This is a genomic window from Micromonospora aridisoli (assembly GCF_056150025.1).
Genome location: NZ_JAXCFK010000001.1, coordinates 265,990 through 280,861 on the forward strand (window position 1 = coordinate 265,990; position 14,872 = coordinate 280,861).

Here is a 14,872-nt window from a genome sequence, read left to right on the forward strand (position 1 = left end):
CCGGGTGGCCCGGAGGCGGATGCTACTGGCAGGTAACATTGCGCCCGTGGGAAACCGCACAACAGCCCACGGTTGACCGGACGGCACCGCACACGCGAGGCTGCGCCCCAGATCAGGGTGAGAAGATCACACCACCACAGCAGGAGGGTCGTCGAAGCGCGATGAACATCGTCGTACTCGTCAAGCAGGTGCCCGATTCGGGCGCGGACCGCAACCTGCGTACTGACGACAACACTGTCGACCGCGGTTCGGCGAACAACGTCATCAACGAGATGGACGAGTACGCCATCGAGGAGGCGTTGAAGATCAAGGAGGCGCACGGCGGCGAGGTGACGATCCTGACCATGGGTCCGGACCGGGCGACCGAGTCGATCCGCAAGGCGCTGTCGATGGGCCCCGACAAGGCGGTCCACGTGGTGGACGAGGCCCTGCACGGTTCCTGCGCCGTCGCCACCTCGAAGGTGCTCGCCGCCGCGCTGGGGCAGCTCAACGCCGACCTGGTGCTCTGCGGCTCGGAGTCGACCGACGGGCGGGTGCAGGTGATGCCGCACATGCTCGCCGAGCGGCTGGGCATCGCGGCGCTGACCGGTGCCCGCAAGCTCACGGTCGACGGGGCCACGCTGACCGTCGAGCGGCAGACGGAGGAGGGTTACGAGGTGGTCACCGCCTCGACCCCGGCCATCGTCTCCGTGTGGGACACGATCAACGAGCCGCGGTACCCGTCGTTCAAGGGCATCATGGCCGCCAAGAAGAAGCCGGTGCAGACGCTCGCCTTGGCCGACCTGGGGGTGGCCGCGAACGAGGTCGGCTTCGACGGCGCGACCAGCGCCGTGCTGGAGCACAGCAAGCGCCCGCCGCGTTCGGGTGGCGTCAAGGTCACCGATGAGGGCTCCGGCGGCACGCAGCTCGTCGAGTTCCTCGCCACCGAGAAGTTCGTGTGAGGGGTGTGGGACATGTCTGAGGTTCTCGTCGTCGTCGAAGCCACCGGGGAATTCGGCGTCAAGAAGGTCACCCTGGAGATGCTCACCCTCGCCCGTGAGCTGGGCACCCCGTCAGCGGTGGTGCTCGGCGGTGCCGGTGCCGCCGACGCCCTCGCCGGCAAGCTGGGCGAGTACGGCGCGGAGAAGATCTACGCGGCCGAGGGTGACGAGATCGACGGCTACCTGGTGGCGCCGAAGGCGACCGTGGTCGCCGACCTGGTCAAGCGGGTGCAGCCGGCCGCCGTCCTGCTCGCCTCCTCCCAGGAGGGCAAGGAGATCGCCGCCCGGCTGGCGGTCAAGCTGGACAACGGCATCCTGACCGACGTGGTGGCCCTCGCCGCCGACGGCACCGCCACCCAGGTGGCCTTCGCCGGGTCGACCATCGTCAAGTCCAAGGTCACCCGCGGCCTGCCGCTGGTCACCGTCCGGCCGAACTCGGTCACGCCGGCGCCGGCCGCGGCGAGCCCCGCGGTCGAGCAGCTCACCGTCACCGTGACCGACAGCGACAAGTTGGCCCGGGTGGTCGACCGGGTGGCCGAGCAGAAGGGTTCCCGCCCGGAGCTCACCGAGGCGGGCGTGGTCGTCTCCGGTGGTCGGGGCGTCGGCAACGCGGACAACTTCAAGCTGGTCGAGGAGCTGGCCGACCTGCTCGGCGGCGCCGTGGGCGCCTCCCGGGCCGCGGTCGACTCCGGCTTCTACCCGCACCAGTTCCAGGTGGGCCAGACCGGCAAGACCGTCTCCCCGCAGCTCTACATCGCGCTGGGCATCTCCGGCGCGATCCAGCACCGGGCCGGCATGCAGACCTCGAAGACCATCGTCGCGGTCAACAAGGACGGCGAGGCGCCGATCTTCGAGCTGGCCGACTTCGGCGTGGTCGGCGACCTGTTCAAGATCGTCCCGCAGGCCGCGGAGGAGATCCGCAAGCGCAAGTGAGACGTGGCCGAGCAGCCGCCGCCCGGGAATCGGGCGGCGGCTGCGTCGTCCACGAGGGACTTCGGTCCGCGTCGCGCAGGGAGCTGATCGGCGGGCCGGGGAGCTGAACCGGCCCGCCGATCAGCCCGTCAGGGAGCCCCGCAACAGGCTGTCGCCGGAGTGGGCGGTGTCGTTGTCGAACTCCTCGGCCGAGACGTCAACGACGGAGAACCGCCCCAGGTCGACGTTGGGTGGCAGCGGCAGCAGCACATCAGAGCCGTCGCCGAGCACGCCGACCGAGAACATCTCCATGTTCTGCGGGTTGATGAGCCATACCTCGTAGTACCCCGGTACGGCCGGGAGATTCGCCACGTGCAGGTGCAACTCGCCGGTGCCCAGCACCCGGGCGTCGCCCCGGGCCTCGGGCGGGGTCGAGCCGTACGCCGCCAGCGGGCCGCTGGCCACCACCACCGTCGGCTCGGCGGGTGGGCCCTCACGCAGTACGGCGGCGGTGCCGACCACACCGACAGCGGCCGCGGCGACGGCCGTGACCGCGATCGTCGCCAGGCGCGACCAGCGTCCGCGCCGGCCCCGGCGCGGAACGCGGGTGGCGGCGGTGGTGTCCTCGTCTGTCGCGTCGATCGGCGTCGGCCGCTGCCGGTCGGCGGTGAGCCGGGGCAGCTCCTCGGCCGCGGTGATCTCGGCCATGATGCCCTGCCAGACGTGCTCCGGCGGATCGGGCAGGTCGTTCAGACCCTGCGTGGCGGCGCCGAGACCGGCGACATGGCGCAGGCTCTCCAACTCCGTCCGGCAGTGCGGACAGGCGTCAAGGTGGGTGCGGTCGGCGGTGTCGACCTCGCTCTCACCGAGCGCCAGAAATACCAGCCGGTCGTGCTCCAGGTGCTGCACCGTCCACCTCCCATCTGCGCTTCAGACTTGCCATGCCACGCCGGATATGGCTCTTGACCGTGCCGAGCGGTACGCCGGTCACCGTCGCTATCTGCTGGTGGGTCAGGTCGTCGAAGAAGGCCAATTCCAGCATGCGCCGTTGTTCGTCCGGCAGGCGCGCCAGCTCGTCGGCCACCACCAGCCGATCAACCACCGTGTCCGGGTCACTTTCCGCGGGTGCCGGCTCGGGTAGCTGGCGTACGGTCTCGACCACCCGGTTCTCCCGTGCGGCGGACCGGAGCCGATCGATGACCTTGCGTCGGCCGATCCCCAGCAACCAGCCGACCAGGGACCCCTTCGACGGATCGAAGGTCTCCCGGCCGAGCCAGGCGGCGACGAACGTGGCCTGGGTGGCGTCCTCCGCGTCGCTGCGGTTCACCAACGTGCTGGTGGCCAGGTGGAGAACGGCCCGACCGTAACGGTCGTACGCCTCGCGCAGCGCCTGCTCATCGCCGGCGCGGAAACGGTCGGCCATATCGTCCTCGGGTGTGCCCGGTTGCTGCCGGATCCCGGTCACGGGACGGTTCGCCTGGTTGGGGGCATGCCCGACTGTAGCTCGCACCGGCGCCGTCCCCTCTGTCAGCCCAGCGTCTCCTGACCTCTCTTCGTCCGCGCGGTGCCCGCCGGATGCGGCCGCGACCGGAAAAAGAAAGTCGCCTCCGGCCGCATCCGGGCGGCGAGACGCCGGCGTAACTCGGGGTGCACAGCAAGCCTGACGAAGTGGGATGAAACACCAGGAGGCAGACATGCAGTTCGCGTACCTTCGTCGCGTCGCCGCGGGTGGTGCGGTCGCCGCGCTGACCTTCGTCGGCGCCGGCATCGCGACCGCGACCCCGGCGTACGCCGCCAGCTCGAAGGTCTCCGTCGTGCACGGGATTCCGGACACCCCGGTGGACGTCTACGTCAACGGGGAGAAGACCCTGGAGAACTTCGAGCCCGGTGACGTGGCCGGGCCGCTGGACCTGCCCGAGGGGCAGTACGACATCGCCCTGACCAAGCCGGGCGAGCCGATCGGGCAGGCCATCCTCACCGCCGACGATGCCGAGGTCCCCGGCGGGGCGAACATCAGCATCGCCGCCCACCTCGACGCCGACGGCCAGCCCACGATCACCCCGTTCGTGAACGACACCGCCAAGGTCGACGCCGGCAAGGCCCGGCTGATCGTCCGGCACACCGCCGCCGCGCCGGCCGTGGACGTGCGGGCCGGCGGCAGCCCGGTCTTCGAGGACCTGACCAACCCGAACGAGGCCAAGGGCGACGTGGACGCCGGCAGCGTCGCTGCGGACGTCGTGCTCGCCGGCACCGACACCGTGGTGATCGGGCCGGCCGACCTCAACCTGCGTGAGGGTACGGCGACGATCGTCTACGCCATCGGCTCCGCCGAGGCGGAGAACCTCTCCGTCGTGGCGCAGACCATCGACGGCCTGCACTCGGCCCCGTCCGGCGTGCCGAGCGGCACCGGCGGGCAGGCCGGCACCGGCCTCGGCGCCTGGTGGTACGCCCTGGCGGGCACCGGGATCCTGCTGCTGGTCGCGGGTGGGGCGCGGGCGGCTGTCGTCCGGTCGGGTCGCCGGTGACCGTCGTCAACCGTGGGGCGCTGGCGGCGGTGGCCGCCGGCGCCGCCGCGCTCGCCGTCGCGGCCGTGGTGGCCGTCGTCTCCAGGCCGGCGGGAAACGTCGGCGCCGAGCAGGCCGCCGCGTTGGCCAGCCCCGGCCCGTCGGCCACCGGACCGGCCGTGGCGGTGGCCCCGGGTGCGCTGCCGGACGACGCCGAACCGGTGCGCCCGGTCCGGCTGCGGATCCCCTCGATCGGGGTCACCGCACGGGTCGACCCGGTCGGTGTCGACGAGCGCACCCGGGAGTTCGACGTGCCGCCCAGCGTCGACCAGATCGGCTGGTACCGCTACGGTCCCGGGCTCGAGACCGAGTCCGGATCGGTGGTCATCGCCGGGCACGTGGACAGCGCCGAACAGGGTAGGGGAGCCTTCTACCGGCTGCGTGAACTCGCACCGGGCGACACCGTCACGGCCACCGGCGACGACGGGACCGAGCGGACCTACCGGGTGGTGGCCCGGGAGGAGTACGACAAGACGAAGATCCCGCTGGAGCGGTACTTCGCCCGCGACGGTCGACCCCGACTGACGCTGATCACCTGCGGCGGGCCGTTCGACGCCGACGCCCGCCGCTACCGGGACAACATCGTGGTGACCGCGGTACCGGCCTGACGGTCCCACCGGGCAATCCGGTCTGCGGGGGAGGCGGGAGTGGTCGTTAGGCTGAACCGTGATGGCTTACCTGGATCATGCCGCGACCACTCCGATGCTCGACGAGGCACTGGAGGCGTACGTCGCGACCGCCCGCGAGGTCGGCAACGCGTCCTCCCTGCACGCGTCCGGCCGGCGGGCCCGTCGGCGGGTGGAGGAGTCGCGGGAGCGGGTGGCCGCCGCGCTGGGCGCCCGGCCGTCCGAGGTGATCTTCACCGGCGGTGGCACGGAGAGCGACAACCTCGCGGTGAAGGGCATCTTCTGGGCGCGCCGGGCCGCCGACGCCGACCGGAGCCGGGTCATCTGCAGCGCCGTCGAACACCACGCCGTCCTCGACGCGGTGGAGTGGTTGGGCCGGCACGAGGGGGCCGAGGTGGGCTGGCTGCCCGTCGACGGGGCCGGCCGGCTGCACCCCGACGCGCTCCGCGCCGAACTCGCCGAGCACGGCGACCGGGCGGCGCTGGTCACCGCCATGTGGGCCAACAACGAGGTGGGCACCGTCCAGCGGATCGGCGAGCTGGCCGCCGTGGCCGCCGAGTACGGCGTGCCGTTCCACACCGACGCCATCCAGGCGGTCGGTCAGGTACCGGTCGACTTCGCCGCCAGCGGGGTCGCCGCGCTCACCGTGACCGGCCACAAGCTCGGTGGCCCGGTCGGCGTCGGGGCGCTGCTGCTGGCCAGGGACGTCGCTGCGGTTCCGCTGCTGCACGGCGGGGGGCAGGAGCGGGACGTGCGCTCCGGCACCCTCGACACCGCCGGCATCGTCGCCTTCGCGGTCGCCGTCGAGAAGGCCGTGAAGGACCAGCAGGAGTACGCGGCCGGGGTGGCCGCGCTCCGCGACGACCTGGTGCGGCGGGTCCGTCAGGCGGTCCCCGAGGTCGTCTTCAACGGCGACCCGACCGATCGGCTGCCCGGCAACGCGCACTTCTCGTTCCCCGGCTGCGAAGGGGACGCGCTGCTGCTCCTGCTGGACGCCCAGGGCATCGCCTGCTCGACCGGCTCGGCCTGCTCGGCCGGGGTGGCCCAGCCCTCCCACGTGTTGCTGGCGATGGGCGCGGACGACGACCGGGCCCGCTCCTCGCTGCGCTTCTCGCTCGGCCACACCAGCACCACCGCCGACATCGACGCCCTCATCGCCGCCCTCCCGACGGCCGTGCACCGGGCCCGACGGGCGGCGGCGCTGCGTACTCCGCGCTGAGCCGGTGTCGGGCGGAGATAGGCTCGACGGGAAGGGAGTGTGGTCCGGGTGAGGGTGTTGGCGGCGATGTCCGGCGGCGTGGATTCCGCCGTGGCGGCGGCACGGGCCGTGCAGGCCGGGCATGACGTCACCGGCGTGCACCTGGCTCTGGCCCGCAACCCGCAGACCTACCGCACGGGTGCTCGGGGCTGCTGCACCCTGGAGGACTCCCGCGACGCCCGGCGGGCCGCCGACGTGCTCGGCATCCCGTTCTACGTCTGGGACATGGCCGACCGCTTCCACGCAGACGTGGTCGACGACTTCGTCGCCGAGTACGCGGCCGGGCGTACCCCGAACCCGTGTCTCCGGTGCAACGAGAAGATCAAGTTCGCGGCGGTGCTGGACCGCGCGGTGGCCCTGGGCTTCGACGCCGTGGTCACCGGTCACCACGCCCGGCTCGGCTCCGACGGCCTGCTGCGCCGCAGCGTCGACACGGCCAAGGACCAGTCGTACGTGCTGGCCGTGCTCACCCGCGAACAACTGGACCGTTCGATCTTCCCGCTCGGCGACTCGACCAAGGCGCAGGTCCGGCAGGAGGCCGCCGATCGGGGACTCGCCGTCGCAGACAAGCCGGATTCGCACGACATCTGCTTCATCGCCGACGGCGACACCCGGGGTTTCCTGGCCCAGCGCCTCGGTGAGGCGCCCGGCGACGTGGTCGACGCGACCACCGGCGCGGTGGTGGGACAGCACGCCGGTGCGTACGCGTACACGGTGGGCCAGCGGCGGGGCCTGCACCTGGACCGGCCCGCCCCGGACGGCCGGCCCCGCTACGTGCTCTCCATCACGCCGAAGACGAACACCGTCACCGTCGGCCCCGCGGAGGCGCTGGAGGTTTCCACGGTCCGGGCCGCCCGCCCGGTCTGGGCCGGTGGCCCGCGGCCCGACGGCCCGATCGAGTGCGAGGTCCAGTTGCGCGCCCACGGCGTCGTGGTGCCCGCCGCCGTCACCGTCGACGGCGACACCCTGCACGCCGACCTGCGCCACCCGGTGCGGGGCGTGGCCGCCGGCCAGGCCATCGTCGCCTACCGTCCCGACCCCGCCGGCGACATCGTCCTCGGCTCCGCCACCATCACCGAGTGACCCCCTCTCCGGAGTTGACCAAGAAGTTTTCGTCCACCGCACCCCGGAATCGTGACCAGAACTTCTTGATCAACAGGTGGCTGAGGTGGTGGCGGGTAGGCTGCGGCCGTGAGTGATCAGGGGTTGCCGTGGTCGGCGGGTGCGGCGACGGGGGTGGGGTCGCTGCCCGGCACCGACATCGCGGAGGCGCAGCGGATCGTCCTCGGTGAGCTGCCCGCCCTGCCGCATCTTCCGGAGCTGCCGGCCCGAGGTCCGGGTGCCGATCTCATCGGGCGCACCGGCGGCCTGCTGGTGGAGCTACCGATCGAGCTGTACGCCGCGCGGTGGCGGGTGGCCCCGCGTCCCGGTCGGGACCTGCGCCGGGCGCGTGACCTGATGGAACGTGATCTGGACCAGCTCGCCGAACAGGCCGAGGACTACGCCGGTCCGCTCAAGATCCAGGCGGCCGGCCCGCTGACCCTCGCCGCCTCGATCGAGCTGCCGATCGGCGGTCGGATGCTGCGCGATGCCGGTGCGCTGCGTGACCTGGCCGGTTCGCTGGCCGAGGGGTTGCGCGGTCACGTCGAGGCGGTCTCCCGCCGGGTGCCGCGCGCCTCCGTTCTGCTCCAGTTGGACGAGCCGTCCCTGCCGGCGGTGCTGGCCGGCCGGGTACCCACCGAGAGCGGCCTCGGCGCCTACCGGGCGGTGGAGTCGGGCGACGCCCGCGCGTTGCTGGGCACGGTGATCGAGGCGGTCGGGGTGCCGAGCGTGGTGCACTGCTGCGCCCCGGACGTGCCGTTGGAACTGCTCCGCTCCGCCGGCGCGATCGGCGTCGCGCTCGACCTGAGCCTGGTCACCGACCTGGATCCGTTGGGCGAGGCGCTCGACGCGGGGTTCGGGCTGCTGGCCGGTGCCGCGCCGACGACGCCGGCCGGGCGCGCGCCGACCTCCGCCGAGCTGGCCGATCGCGTCCGCACCCTCTGGGACCGCCTCGGGTTCCCCCGGCGCAGGCTCGCCGAGCAGGTGGTGGTGACCCCCGCCTGCGGTCTGGCCGGGGCCACCGAGGCGTACGCCCGGGCGGTCCTCACCGCGTGCCGGGACGCCGGTCGCCGGCTGTCCGAGGAGTGAGTTTTCCCGTCGTACCCACGGGGCACGATGCTCACCATGATTGGACAACTGCGTTCGACGGTGATCGACTGCCCCGACCCGCGTGCGCTGGCCGGCTTCTACTCGGAGCTGCTCGGCCTGCCGCTGATCGAGGACAACTCCGACGGTAACGACTGGGTGGTGCTCGGCGGTCCGCCCGGCCACCTGCCACGGTTGGCCTTCCAGCGGGCGATCGACCTGCGCCCGCCGGCCTGGCCCGATCCGGAGCGGCCGCAACAGTTCCACCTCGACGTGACGGTGGACGACATCGAGGCGGCGGAGAAGGCGGCCCTGGCCCTCGGGGCACGCCGACTGCCCGGCGGGGGCGATGGCGAGGGCTTCCGGGTCTACGCCGACCCGGTCGGCCACCCGTTCTGCCTCTGCTGGGACTGACCAGCGGGCCCGACCGGCCGACCGCCCGACACTGGTGAGCCGATCGGACGCAGCGGGGTTTGCGGGCGGCGGGCATCATCGCGTCCATGATCAGTCCCGCAGCTCGGCGTGCCGCCGGCTCGCTCTTCGGTCTCGCCTACGGTGACGCCCTCGGCAGACCCACCGAGTTCCTCACCGTTGCCGAGATCGACCGACGGTACGGCCCGACCGGCCCCCGGGAACTGGTCGGCGACCCGGTGCTGGTCACCGACGACACCCAGATGGCGTTGGCGGTGGGCTGGGCCCTGCACGACGCGCCCAGCTACACCGCCGAGGCGGTGCAGCCGCTGCTGCGTCGCCGCTTCCTGGACTGGGCGGCCAGCCCGGACAACAACCGCGCGCCGGGGATGACCTGTCTGCGGGCCTGCGCCGAGCTGTCCCGGGGCCTGCCCTGGCAGGAGGCCACCGAGGCCGGCTCGAAGGGGTGCGGGGCGAACATGCGCGTCACCCCGGTCGGGCTGCTCGACGTCGACCTGGACACCTTCGCGGGGCTGGCCCAACTTCAGGCCGGCCTCACCCACGGCCACCCGACCGGTCTGGCGGCGAGCGAGCTGACCGCGTACGCGGTCCGGCTGCTGGTCCACGGCGACGCCGGACTGACCGAGCTGCCCCACCTGCTCACCGCCCGGGCGCACGAGCAGCGCCGGGTCTACCGGGGCGACTGGCTCGGTGAGTTGTGGCGGCGTTCGGACGCCACGACACCCGAGGAGTTCATCGCCGAGGGCTGGGACGAGTGCCGACGCGCACTGGACCGGCTCGACGCGGCACTGGCCGTACCGGACGACGGGGGTGACCCGTGCCGGCTCCTCGGTGAGGGCTGGATCGCCGAGGAGGCGCTCGCGGTGGCTCTGTACTGCGCCCTACGGCACGCCGACCGCCCGGTGGACGCGCTCGTGCGGGGCGCGCGGACCGCCGGCGACTCCGACTCGATCGCCGCCCTCGCCGGTGCCTTCGTCGGCGCGGCCCACGGCATGGCCGGCTGGCCGTCCGGATGGGCGAGCCGGATCGAGTACGCGGACCAACTCGCCGCGCTGGCCGCACGGTTGTCCCACCCGGGGACTACCGTGCGGGGGTAGCACGATCACGGGAGGTCGACAGCGGTGTCCGAAGGCGGCAGGGTGTCCGAGGAAGCGGTTCCTCAGCAGGTCGATGCGGCGCAGGAGGCCGCCGGCCCCGAGCCGACGCCGCAGGCGCGGGAGCGGCACACCACGCTCAGCCAGGAGCTGACGGAACACCAGTACCGCTACTACGTGCTCGACGCGCCGACCATCTCCGACGCCGACTTCGACCGCCAGCTGCGCGAGCTGGAGGCACTGGAGTCGGAGTTCCCGGCGCTGCGTACCCCGGACTCCCCGACGCAGCGGGTCGGCGGCACGTTCTCCACCGACTTCACCCCGGTCGCCCACGCCGAGCGGATGATGTCGCTGGACAATGCCTTCGCCGACGAGGAGCTGGCCGCCTGGGCGGAGCGGGTCGAGCGGGACGCCGGTGGGCCGGTGCCCTACCTGTGCGAGCTGAAGGTCGACGGGCTGGCGATCAACCTCACCTACGAGGGCGGCCGGCTGGTGCGGGCGGCGACCCGTGGTGACGGTCGCACCGGTGAGGACGTCACCGCCAACGTGCGCAGCATCCGGGACGTGCCGGGTCGGTTGACGGACTCGGCCGAGTTCGGTCCGGCCCCGGAGTTCATCGAGGTCCGTGGCGAGATCTACTTCCCGGTGGCCGCCTTCGCCGACCTCAACGCCGGGCTGGTCGAGCAGGGCAAGGCGCCCTTCGCCAATCCACGTAACGCCGCGGCCGGCAGCCTCCGCCAGAAGGATCCCCGGATCACCGCCTCCCGGCCGCTACGCCTGGTGGTGCACGGCATCGGTGCCCGCCGCGGCTTCCAGCCGGCCACCCAGTCCGAGTCGTACGCCGCGTTGCGGGCCTGGGGTCTGCCCACCAGCGACCGGTGGCGGGTGGTGCCCGATCTGGCGGGTGTCCGGGACTTCGTCGCGCACTACGCCACGCACCGGCACGACGTCGAGCACGAGATCGACGGCGTGGTGGTGAAGGTCGACCCGGTGCCCATCCAGGGCCGGCTGGGCTCGACCAGTCGGGCTCCCCGCTGGGCGATCGCCTTCAAGTACCCGCCGGAGGAGGTCAACACCACGCTGCTCGACATCGAGGTCGAGGTCGGGCGCACCGGCCGGGTCACACCCCGCGCCGTGCTCCAGCCGGTGCGGGTGGCCGGTTCCACCGTCGAGTACGCGACCCTGCACAACGCCCGCGAGGTGGAGCGCAAGGGGGTCCTGATCGGCGACACGGTGGTGATCCGCAAGGCCGGCGACGTGATCCCCGAGGTGCTCGGGCCGGTGGTCGACCTGCGTCCACCGGACGCCCGCGCGTTCGTCATGCCGACCACCTGTCCGGCCTGCGGCACCCCGCTCGCCCCCGCCAAGGAGGGCGACGTCGACATCCGCTGCCCCAACTCGCGCAGCTGCCCGGCGCAGTTGCGCGAGCGGGTGTTCCACCTGGCCGGGCGGGGCGCCTTCGACATCGAGGCGCTCGGTTACAAGAGCGGCGCCGCGCTGCTCGACGCGCAGATCATCACCGATGAGGGTGATCTCTTCTCACTCGACGCCGAGCGGCTGGCCCGCGCGCCGTTCTTCGTCAACAAGGACGGCAGCCTCGGCAGCAACGCCGTCAAGCTGCTCGACAACCTCGCCACGGCCCGGGAGCGCGACCTGTGGCGGGTGCTCGTGGCCCTCTCCATCCGGCACGTCGGGCCGACCGCCGCGCAGGCGTTGGCCCGGCACTTCCGGTCGGTGGAGGCGATCGACAAGGCGACCGAGGAGGAACTCTCCTCAGTCGACGGTGTCGGCCCGACCATCGCCGCCAGCATCCGCGAGTGGTTCGCCGTCGACTGGCACCGCGAGGTGGTCCGCAAGTGGGCGGAGGCGGGTGTCCGCATGGCCGAGGAGGCGGTGCAGGAGGGGCCACGCCCGCTGGAGGGGGTGACCGTGGTGGTCACCGGCACGCTCGGCGGTTTCTCCCGGGACCAGGCCGCGGAGGCGATCCAGTCCCGGGGCGGCAAGGTCAGCGGCTCGGTGTCGAAGAAGACCGGCTTCGTGGTGGTGGGCGACAATCCCGGCTCCAAGGCGGACAAGGCGGCCAGCCTGAAGGTGCCCGTGCTCGACGAGGAGGGCTTCCGGGTGCTGCTCGACTCCGGCCCCGACGCGGCCCGGCAGGTGGCGCGCGTCGAGGAGTAGGAGCGGTCGCTCCAACGATCTTTAGGACACTCTCCCGGATACCAACTTAATTACGACTACGACCGATTCGTGACTGTCGCGTCGGGTAATCGGGCGTTGTGGGCGTTTCATTGGGGCACGGCGCGTGAAACCACGGGCCGGTTCCGTGCCGGGAGGTGTGATGGAGTCGCCCGATCCGCGCAACCTCGTCCCGCCCGGACGTACCGCGCCGTTCTCGACGTTCGTCGCGGCCGTACTCGTGCTGGCCGTGCTGGTGTCGGCGGACGGTCTGGTGTCGCTCGCCACCGCCCTGCCCGACCTGCCGGCGGCGTTCTGGACGATGGCGGTGCTCGCGGTGGCCTGCGACGCGCGGCCCTTCCTGCCGCCGGGCCGGGGACAGTCCTCCTCGGCGGTCTTTCCCTCCACCTGCTTCACCTTCGCGATCCTGCTCGGCTGGGGGCTCGGCCCGGCGGTCGCGGTGCAGGCGGTCGCCGTGGTGGTGTCCGGGGTCCGGATGCGGCACGCGCCCTGGCGGACCGCCTTCAACGCCGGGCAGTACGCCTGTTCGCTGGCCGCCGCGTACGCGATCACCCGGCTCGGTCCGGGCGGGATCTACGACGGCGACGCGCTGGGTTGGACCGACATCGCCGCGATCGGTGGTGCCGGGGTGGCCTGGTTCGCGGTCAACTACGGGCTGGTCACCGCCGCCGTACGGCTGCGCTTCGGTGAGCGGTGGTGGCCCAACGCGTGGCACGGCCTGCCCTTCGAACTGCTCTCCACCGGGTCGCTGCTGCTGCTCGCACCGGTGCTGGTCACCGCCGCCAGAGCCAGCGCGGCCCTGGTGCCGCTGGTGCTGGTGCCGCTGTTCGCGGTGTACCGGATGGCCCGGCTCACCGTCGAGCAGCATCAGCTGGCCTCACTCGACCCGCTCACCGGGCTGCCGAACCGCAAGGCGCTGCTCGCCGAGGTCAACGAGCAGGTGCACCGGCACGCCGAACGCGCCGCCCGGGGGGCGTCCGACGCCCGCCTCGCCCTGCTGCTGATCGACCTGGACCGTTTCAAGAACGTCAACGACGCGCTGGGCCACGCGGTCGGTGACCGGCTGCTGGTCGAGGTGAGCGCCCGGTTGACCGACGTGGTCGCGCCGCCGCAGATGGTGGCCCGGCTCGGCGGCGACGAGTTCGCGATCGTCATGACCGGGCTGACCGATGTCGGCGAGGCGCGTGGGCTGGCCGACCAGGTCGTCCAGGCCCTCGCCGAGCCGGTGCCGCTGGACGGGTTGCCGCTGGACGTGGGCGGTTCCATCGGCATCGCCCTCTACCCGGAACACGGCGAGGACTTCGCCACCCTGATGCGGCACGCCGACGTGGCGATGTACGACGCGAAGCACCGCAACGACACCGTCGCCGTCTACACCGCCGAGTCCGACCACAACTCCGCCGAGCGGTTGGGTCTGCTGGCCGACCTGCGCCGGGTGCTGGAGGTCGGCGCGTCGGGCCGGGCGGACGGGTCCGCGCCCGCCGACCGGAGCACCGTCCGTGGCGGTGACGGCGCGGTGCTGCCCACCTCCCCGGCGTTGGAGGAGTCGGGCGGTGCCCGCTGGTGGGGTCGACGACGACGCCGGCCCCGGGTGGTCGACCACGACGACGAGCTGATCGCCCGGATCATCACCGGCGCGGACCCGACCCTGCGCCGGGCTGTCCGGGCCGGTGAGTCGGATCACGCGGCGGCCGACGGCGCGGCGTGGTCCGGGCCGCGTACCGGTGACCGGCCGGATCTCGCGCGCGGCGCTGGCGGGGCGGACGTCCCTGCCGCCGCTCTCGACGATCGCCCCGACGCCGGATCGGGCGCGGACGCGAGCGAGATCATGATGTATTACCAGCCGCAGGTTGCCATCGCCACCGGCGAGGTGGTCGGGGTGGAGGCGCTGCTGCGCTGGCGGCACCCACGGCGGGGAATGGTCGACCCGGAGGAGCTGATCCGGGTCGCGGAGCAGAGTGCGGTGATGCGGCTGCTCACCCGCCGGGTCATCGACGACGTGGTGGAGCAGTTGGCCAAGTGGTCGGCGGCCGGTCTGGGACTGCGGGCCGCGGTCAACGTCAGCGTGCGGGACCTGCACACCGCCGAGATCGCCGACCAGATCGCGGAGCGGCTCAGCCGCTACGGCGTGGCACCGGAGCGGCTGCAACTGGAGATCACCGAGGGCGCGCTGATGGCCGACCCGCGTCGGGTGCTGACCACCATCACCCGACTGCACCGGATCGGCGTGGGCATCGCGCTGGACGACTTCGGCACCGGCTACTCCTCCCTTCAGCACCTGCGCCGGCTGCCGCTGTCGGAGGTGAAGGTCGACCGCTCGTTCGTCCTCGGCATGACCGAGGACACCGACGACGCGGCGATCGTCCGCTCCACCATCGAGCTGGCCAAGGCGCTGGGTCTGCGGGTGGTGGCCGAGGGCGTGGAGGACGAGCGGACCTGGCGGATGCTGCACGCCGCGGGCTGCGACGCCGCCCAGGGCTGGTTCTACGCCCGGCCGATGCCGGCGGAGGAACTGGTCGCCTGGCTGGCCCGGTACCGTCCGCTGCGCCCGCTCGGCGGACACGACGAGGCGGAGGTGCCCCGCCGGCACGCCCGCTGACGGCGGGCGCTCGGGGAGGCGGCA

The 14,872-nt window shown here is 72.7% G+C and carries 13 protein-coding genes; 11 read left to right on the forward strand and 2 right to left on the reverse strand.

What is annotated here, in order from left to right; translation table 11 throughout:
• Positions 1-161 precede the first annotated feature (161 nt).
• Positions 162-941, forward strand: a complete 780-nt coding sequence (locus SM447_RS01190) for an electron transfer flavoprotein subunit beta/FixA family protein (RefSeq protein WP_474570837.1) — start codon at positions 162-164, stop codon at positions 939-941.
• Positions 942-953: 12 nt separating this feature from the next.
• The gene (locus SM447_RS01195) at positions 954-1,913 is read left to right on the forward strand and encodes an electron transfer flavoprotein subunit alpha/FixB family protein (protein ID WP_474570838.1); all 960 of its coding nucleotides are present in this window, start codon (positions 954-956) and stop codon (positions 1,911-1,913) included.
• A gap of 120 nt (positions 1,914-2,033) precedes the next feature.
• Here the strand turns inward: SM447_RS01195 and SM447_RS01200 are convergent, their stop codons facing one another.
• Positions 2,034-2,801, reverse strand: coding sequence for an anti-sigma factor (locus SM447_RS01200; RefSeq protein ID WP_474570839.1), 768 nt, complete (start codon positions 2,799-2,801; stop codon positions 2,034-2,036).
• On the reverse strand, positions 2,755-3,315 hold the full coding sequence (locus SM447_RS01205; RefSeq protein WP_474570840.1) for an RNA polymerase sigma factor: 561 nt from the start codon (positions 3,313-3,315) through the stop codon (positions 2,755-2,757). Before SM447_RS01205 ends, SM447_RS01200 begins: the two co-directional genes overlap by 47 nt.
• Positions 3,316-3,586: 271 nt before the next feature.
• Here SM447_RS01205 and SM447_RS01210 point away from each other — a divergent pair, with 271 nt between their 5' ends.
• From SM447_RS01210 to SM447_RS01250, 9 genes are all read left to right on the forward strand, one after another.
• Positions 3,587-4,417 (forward strand): DUF4397 domain-containing protein, encoded by an 831-nt coding sequence (locus SM447_RS01210; RefSeq protein WP_474570841.1) that lies wholly within the window; start codon positions 3,587-3,589, stop codon positions 4,415-4,417.
• Positions 4,414-5,064, forward strand: coding sequence for a class F sortase (locus SM447_RS01215; protein ID WP_474570842.1), 651 nt, complete (start codon positions 4,414-4,416; stop codon positions 5,062-5,064). Before SM447_RS01210 ends, SM447_RS01215 begins: the two co-directional genes overlap by 4 nt.
• Before the next feature lie 61 nt (positions 5,065-5,125).
• Positions 5,126-6,301, forward strand: a complete 1,176-nt coding sequence (locus SM447_RS01220) for a cysteine desulfurase family protein (protein WP_474570843.1) — start codon at positions 5,126-5,128, stop codon at positions 6,299-6,301.
• Positions 6,302-6,349: 48 nt separating this feature from the next.
• Positions 6,350-7,423: a tRNA 2-thiouridine(34) synthase MnmA gene (gene mnmA, locus SM447_RS01225; protein ID WP_474570844.1), complete on the forward strand. Its 1,074-nt coding sequence runs from the start codon at positions 6,350-6,352 to the stop codon at positions 7,421-7,423.
• A 108-nt stretch (positions 7,424-7,531) separates the two neighbouring features.
• On the forward strand, positions 7,532-8,530 hold the full coding sequence (locus SM447_RS01230; protein ID WP_474570845.1) for a methionine synthase: 999 nt from the start codon (positions 7,532-7,534) through the stop codon (positions 8,528-8,530).
• A 36-nt stretch (positions 8,531-8,566) separates the two neighbouring features.
• A complete protein-coding gene (locus SM447_RS01235; protein ID WP_474570846.1) occupies positions 8,567-8,941 on the forward strand; it encodes a VOC family protein in 375 nt (124 codons plus the stop codon).
• Positions 8,942-9,027: 86 nt separating this feature from the next.
• Positions 9,028-10,056, forward strand: coding sequence for an ADP-ribosylglycohydrolase family protein (locus SM447_RS01240; protein ID WP_474570847.1), 1,029 nt, complete (start codon positions 9,028-9,030; stop codon positions 10,054-10,056).
• Between the two features lie 42 nt (positions 10,057-10,098).
• A complete protein-coding gene (gene ligA, locus SM447_RS01245) occupies positions 10,099-12,231 on the forward strand; it encodes an NAD-dependent DNA ligase LigA (protein ID WP_474570848.1) in 2,133 nt (710 codons plus the stop codon).
• A 160-nt stretch (positions 12,232-12,391) separates the two neighbouring features.
• A complete protein-coding gene (locus SM447_RS01250; RefSeq protein ID WP_474570849.1) occupies positions 12,392-14,848 on the forward strand; it encodes a putative bifunctional diguanylate cyclase/phosphodiesterase in 2,457 nt (818 codons plus the stop codon).
• Positions 14,849-14,872: the final 24 nt, after the last annotated feature.

What these genes read in the sequence shown, in the direction of transcription:
- SM447_RS01205 (WP_474570840.1), bottom strand. Translation starts at nt 3,315, where the DNA reads ATGGCCGACCGTTTCCGCGCCGGCGATGAGCAGGCGCTGCGCGAGGCG.
- SM447_RS01190 (WP_474570837.1), top strand. Translation starts at nt 162, where the DNA reads ATGAACATCGTCGTACTCGTCAAGCAGGTGCCCGATTCGGGCGCGGAC.
- SM447_RS01235 (WP_474570846.1), top strand. Translation starts at nt 8,567, where the DNA reads ATGATTGGACAACTGCGTTCGACGGTGATCGACTGCCCCGACCCGCGT.
- SM447_RS01220 (WP_474570843.1), top strand. Translation starts at nt 5,126, where the DNA reads ATGGCTTACCTGGATCATGCCGCGACCACTCCGATGCTCGACGAGGCA.
- SM447_RS01210 (WP_474570841.1), top strand. Translation starts at nt 3,587, where the DNA reads ATGCAGTTCGCGTACCTTCGTCGCGTCGCCGCGGGTGGTGCGGTCGCC.
- SM447_RS01195 (WP_474570838.1), top strand. Translation starts at nt 954, where the DNA reads ATGTCTGAGGTTCTCGTCGTCGTCGAAGCCACCGGGGAATTCGGCGTC.
- SM447_RS01240 (WP_474570847.1), top strand. Translation starts at nt 9,028, where the DNA reads ATGATCAGTCCCGCAGCTCGGCGTGCCGCCGGCTCGCTCTTCGGTCTC.
- SM447_RS01250 (WP_474570849.1), top strand. Translation starts at nt 12,392, where the DNA reads ATGGAGTCGCCCGATCCGCGCAACCTCGTCCCGCCCGGACGTACCGCG.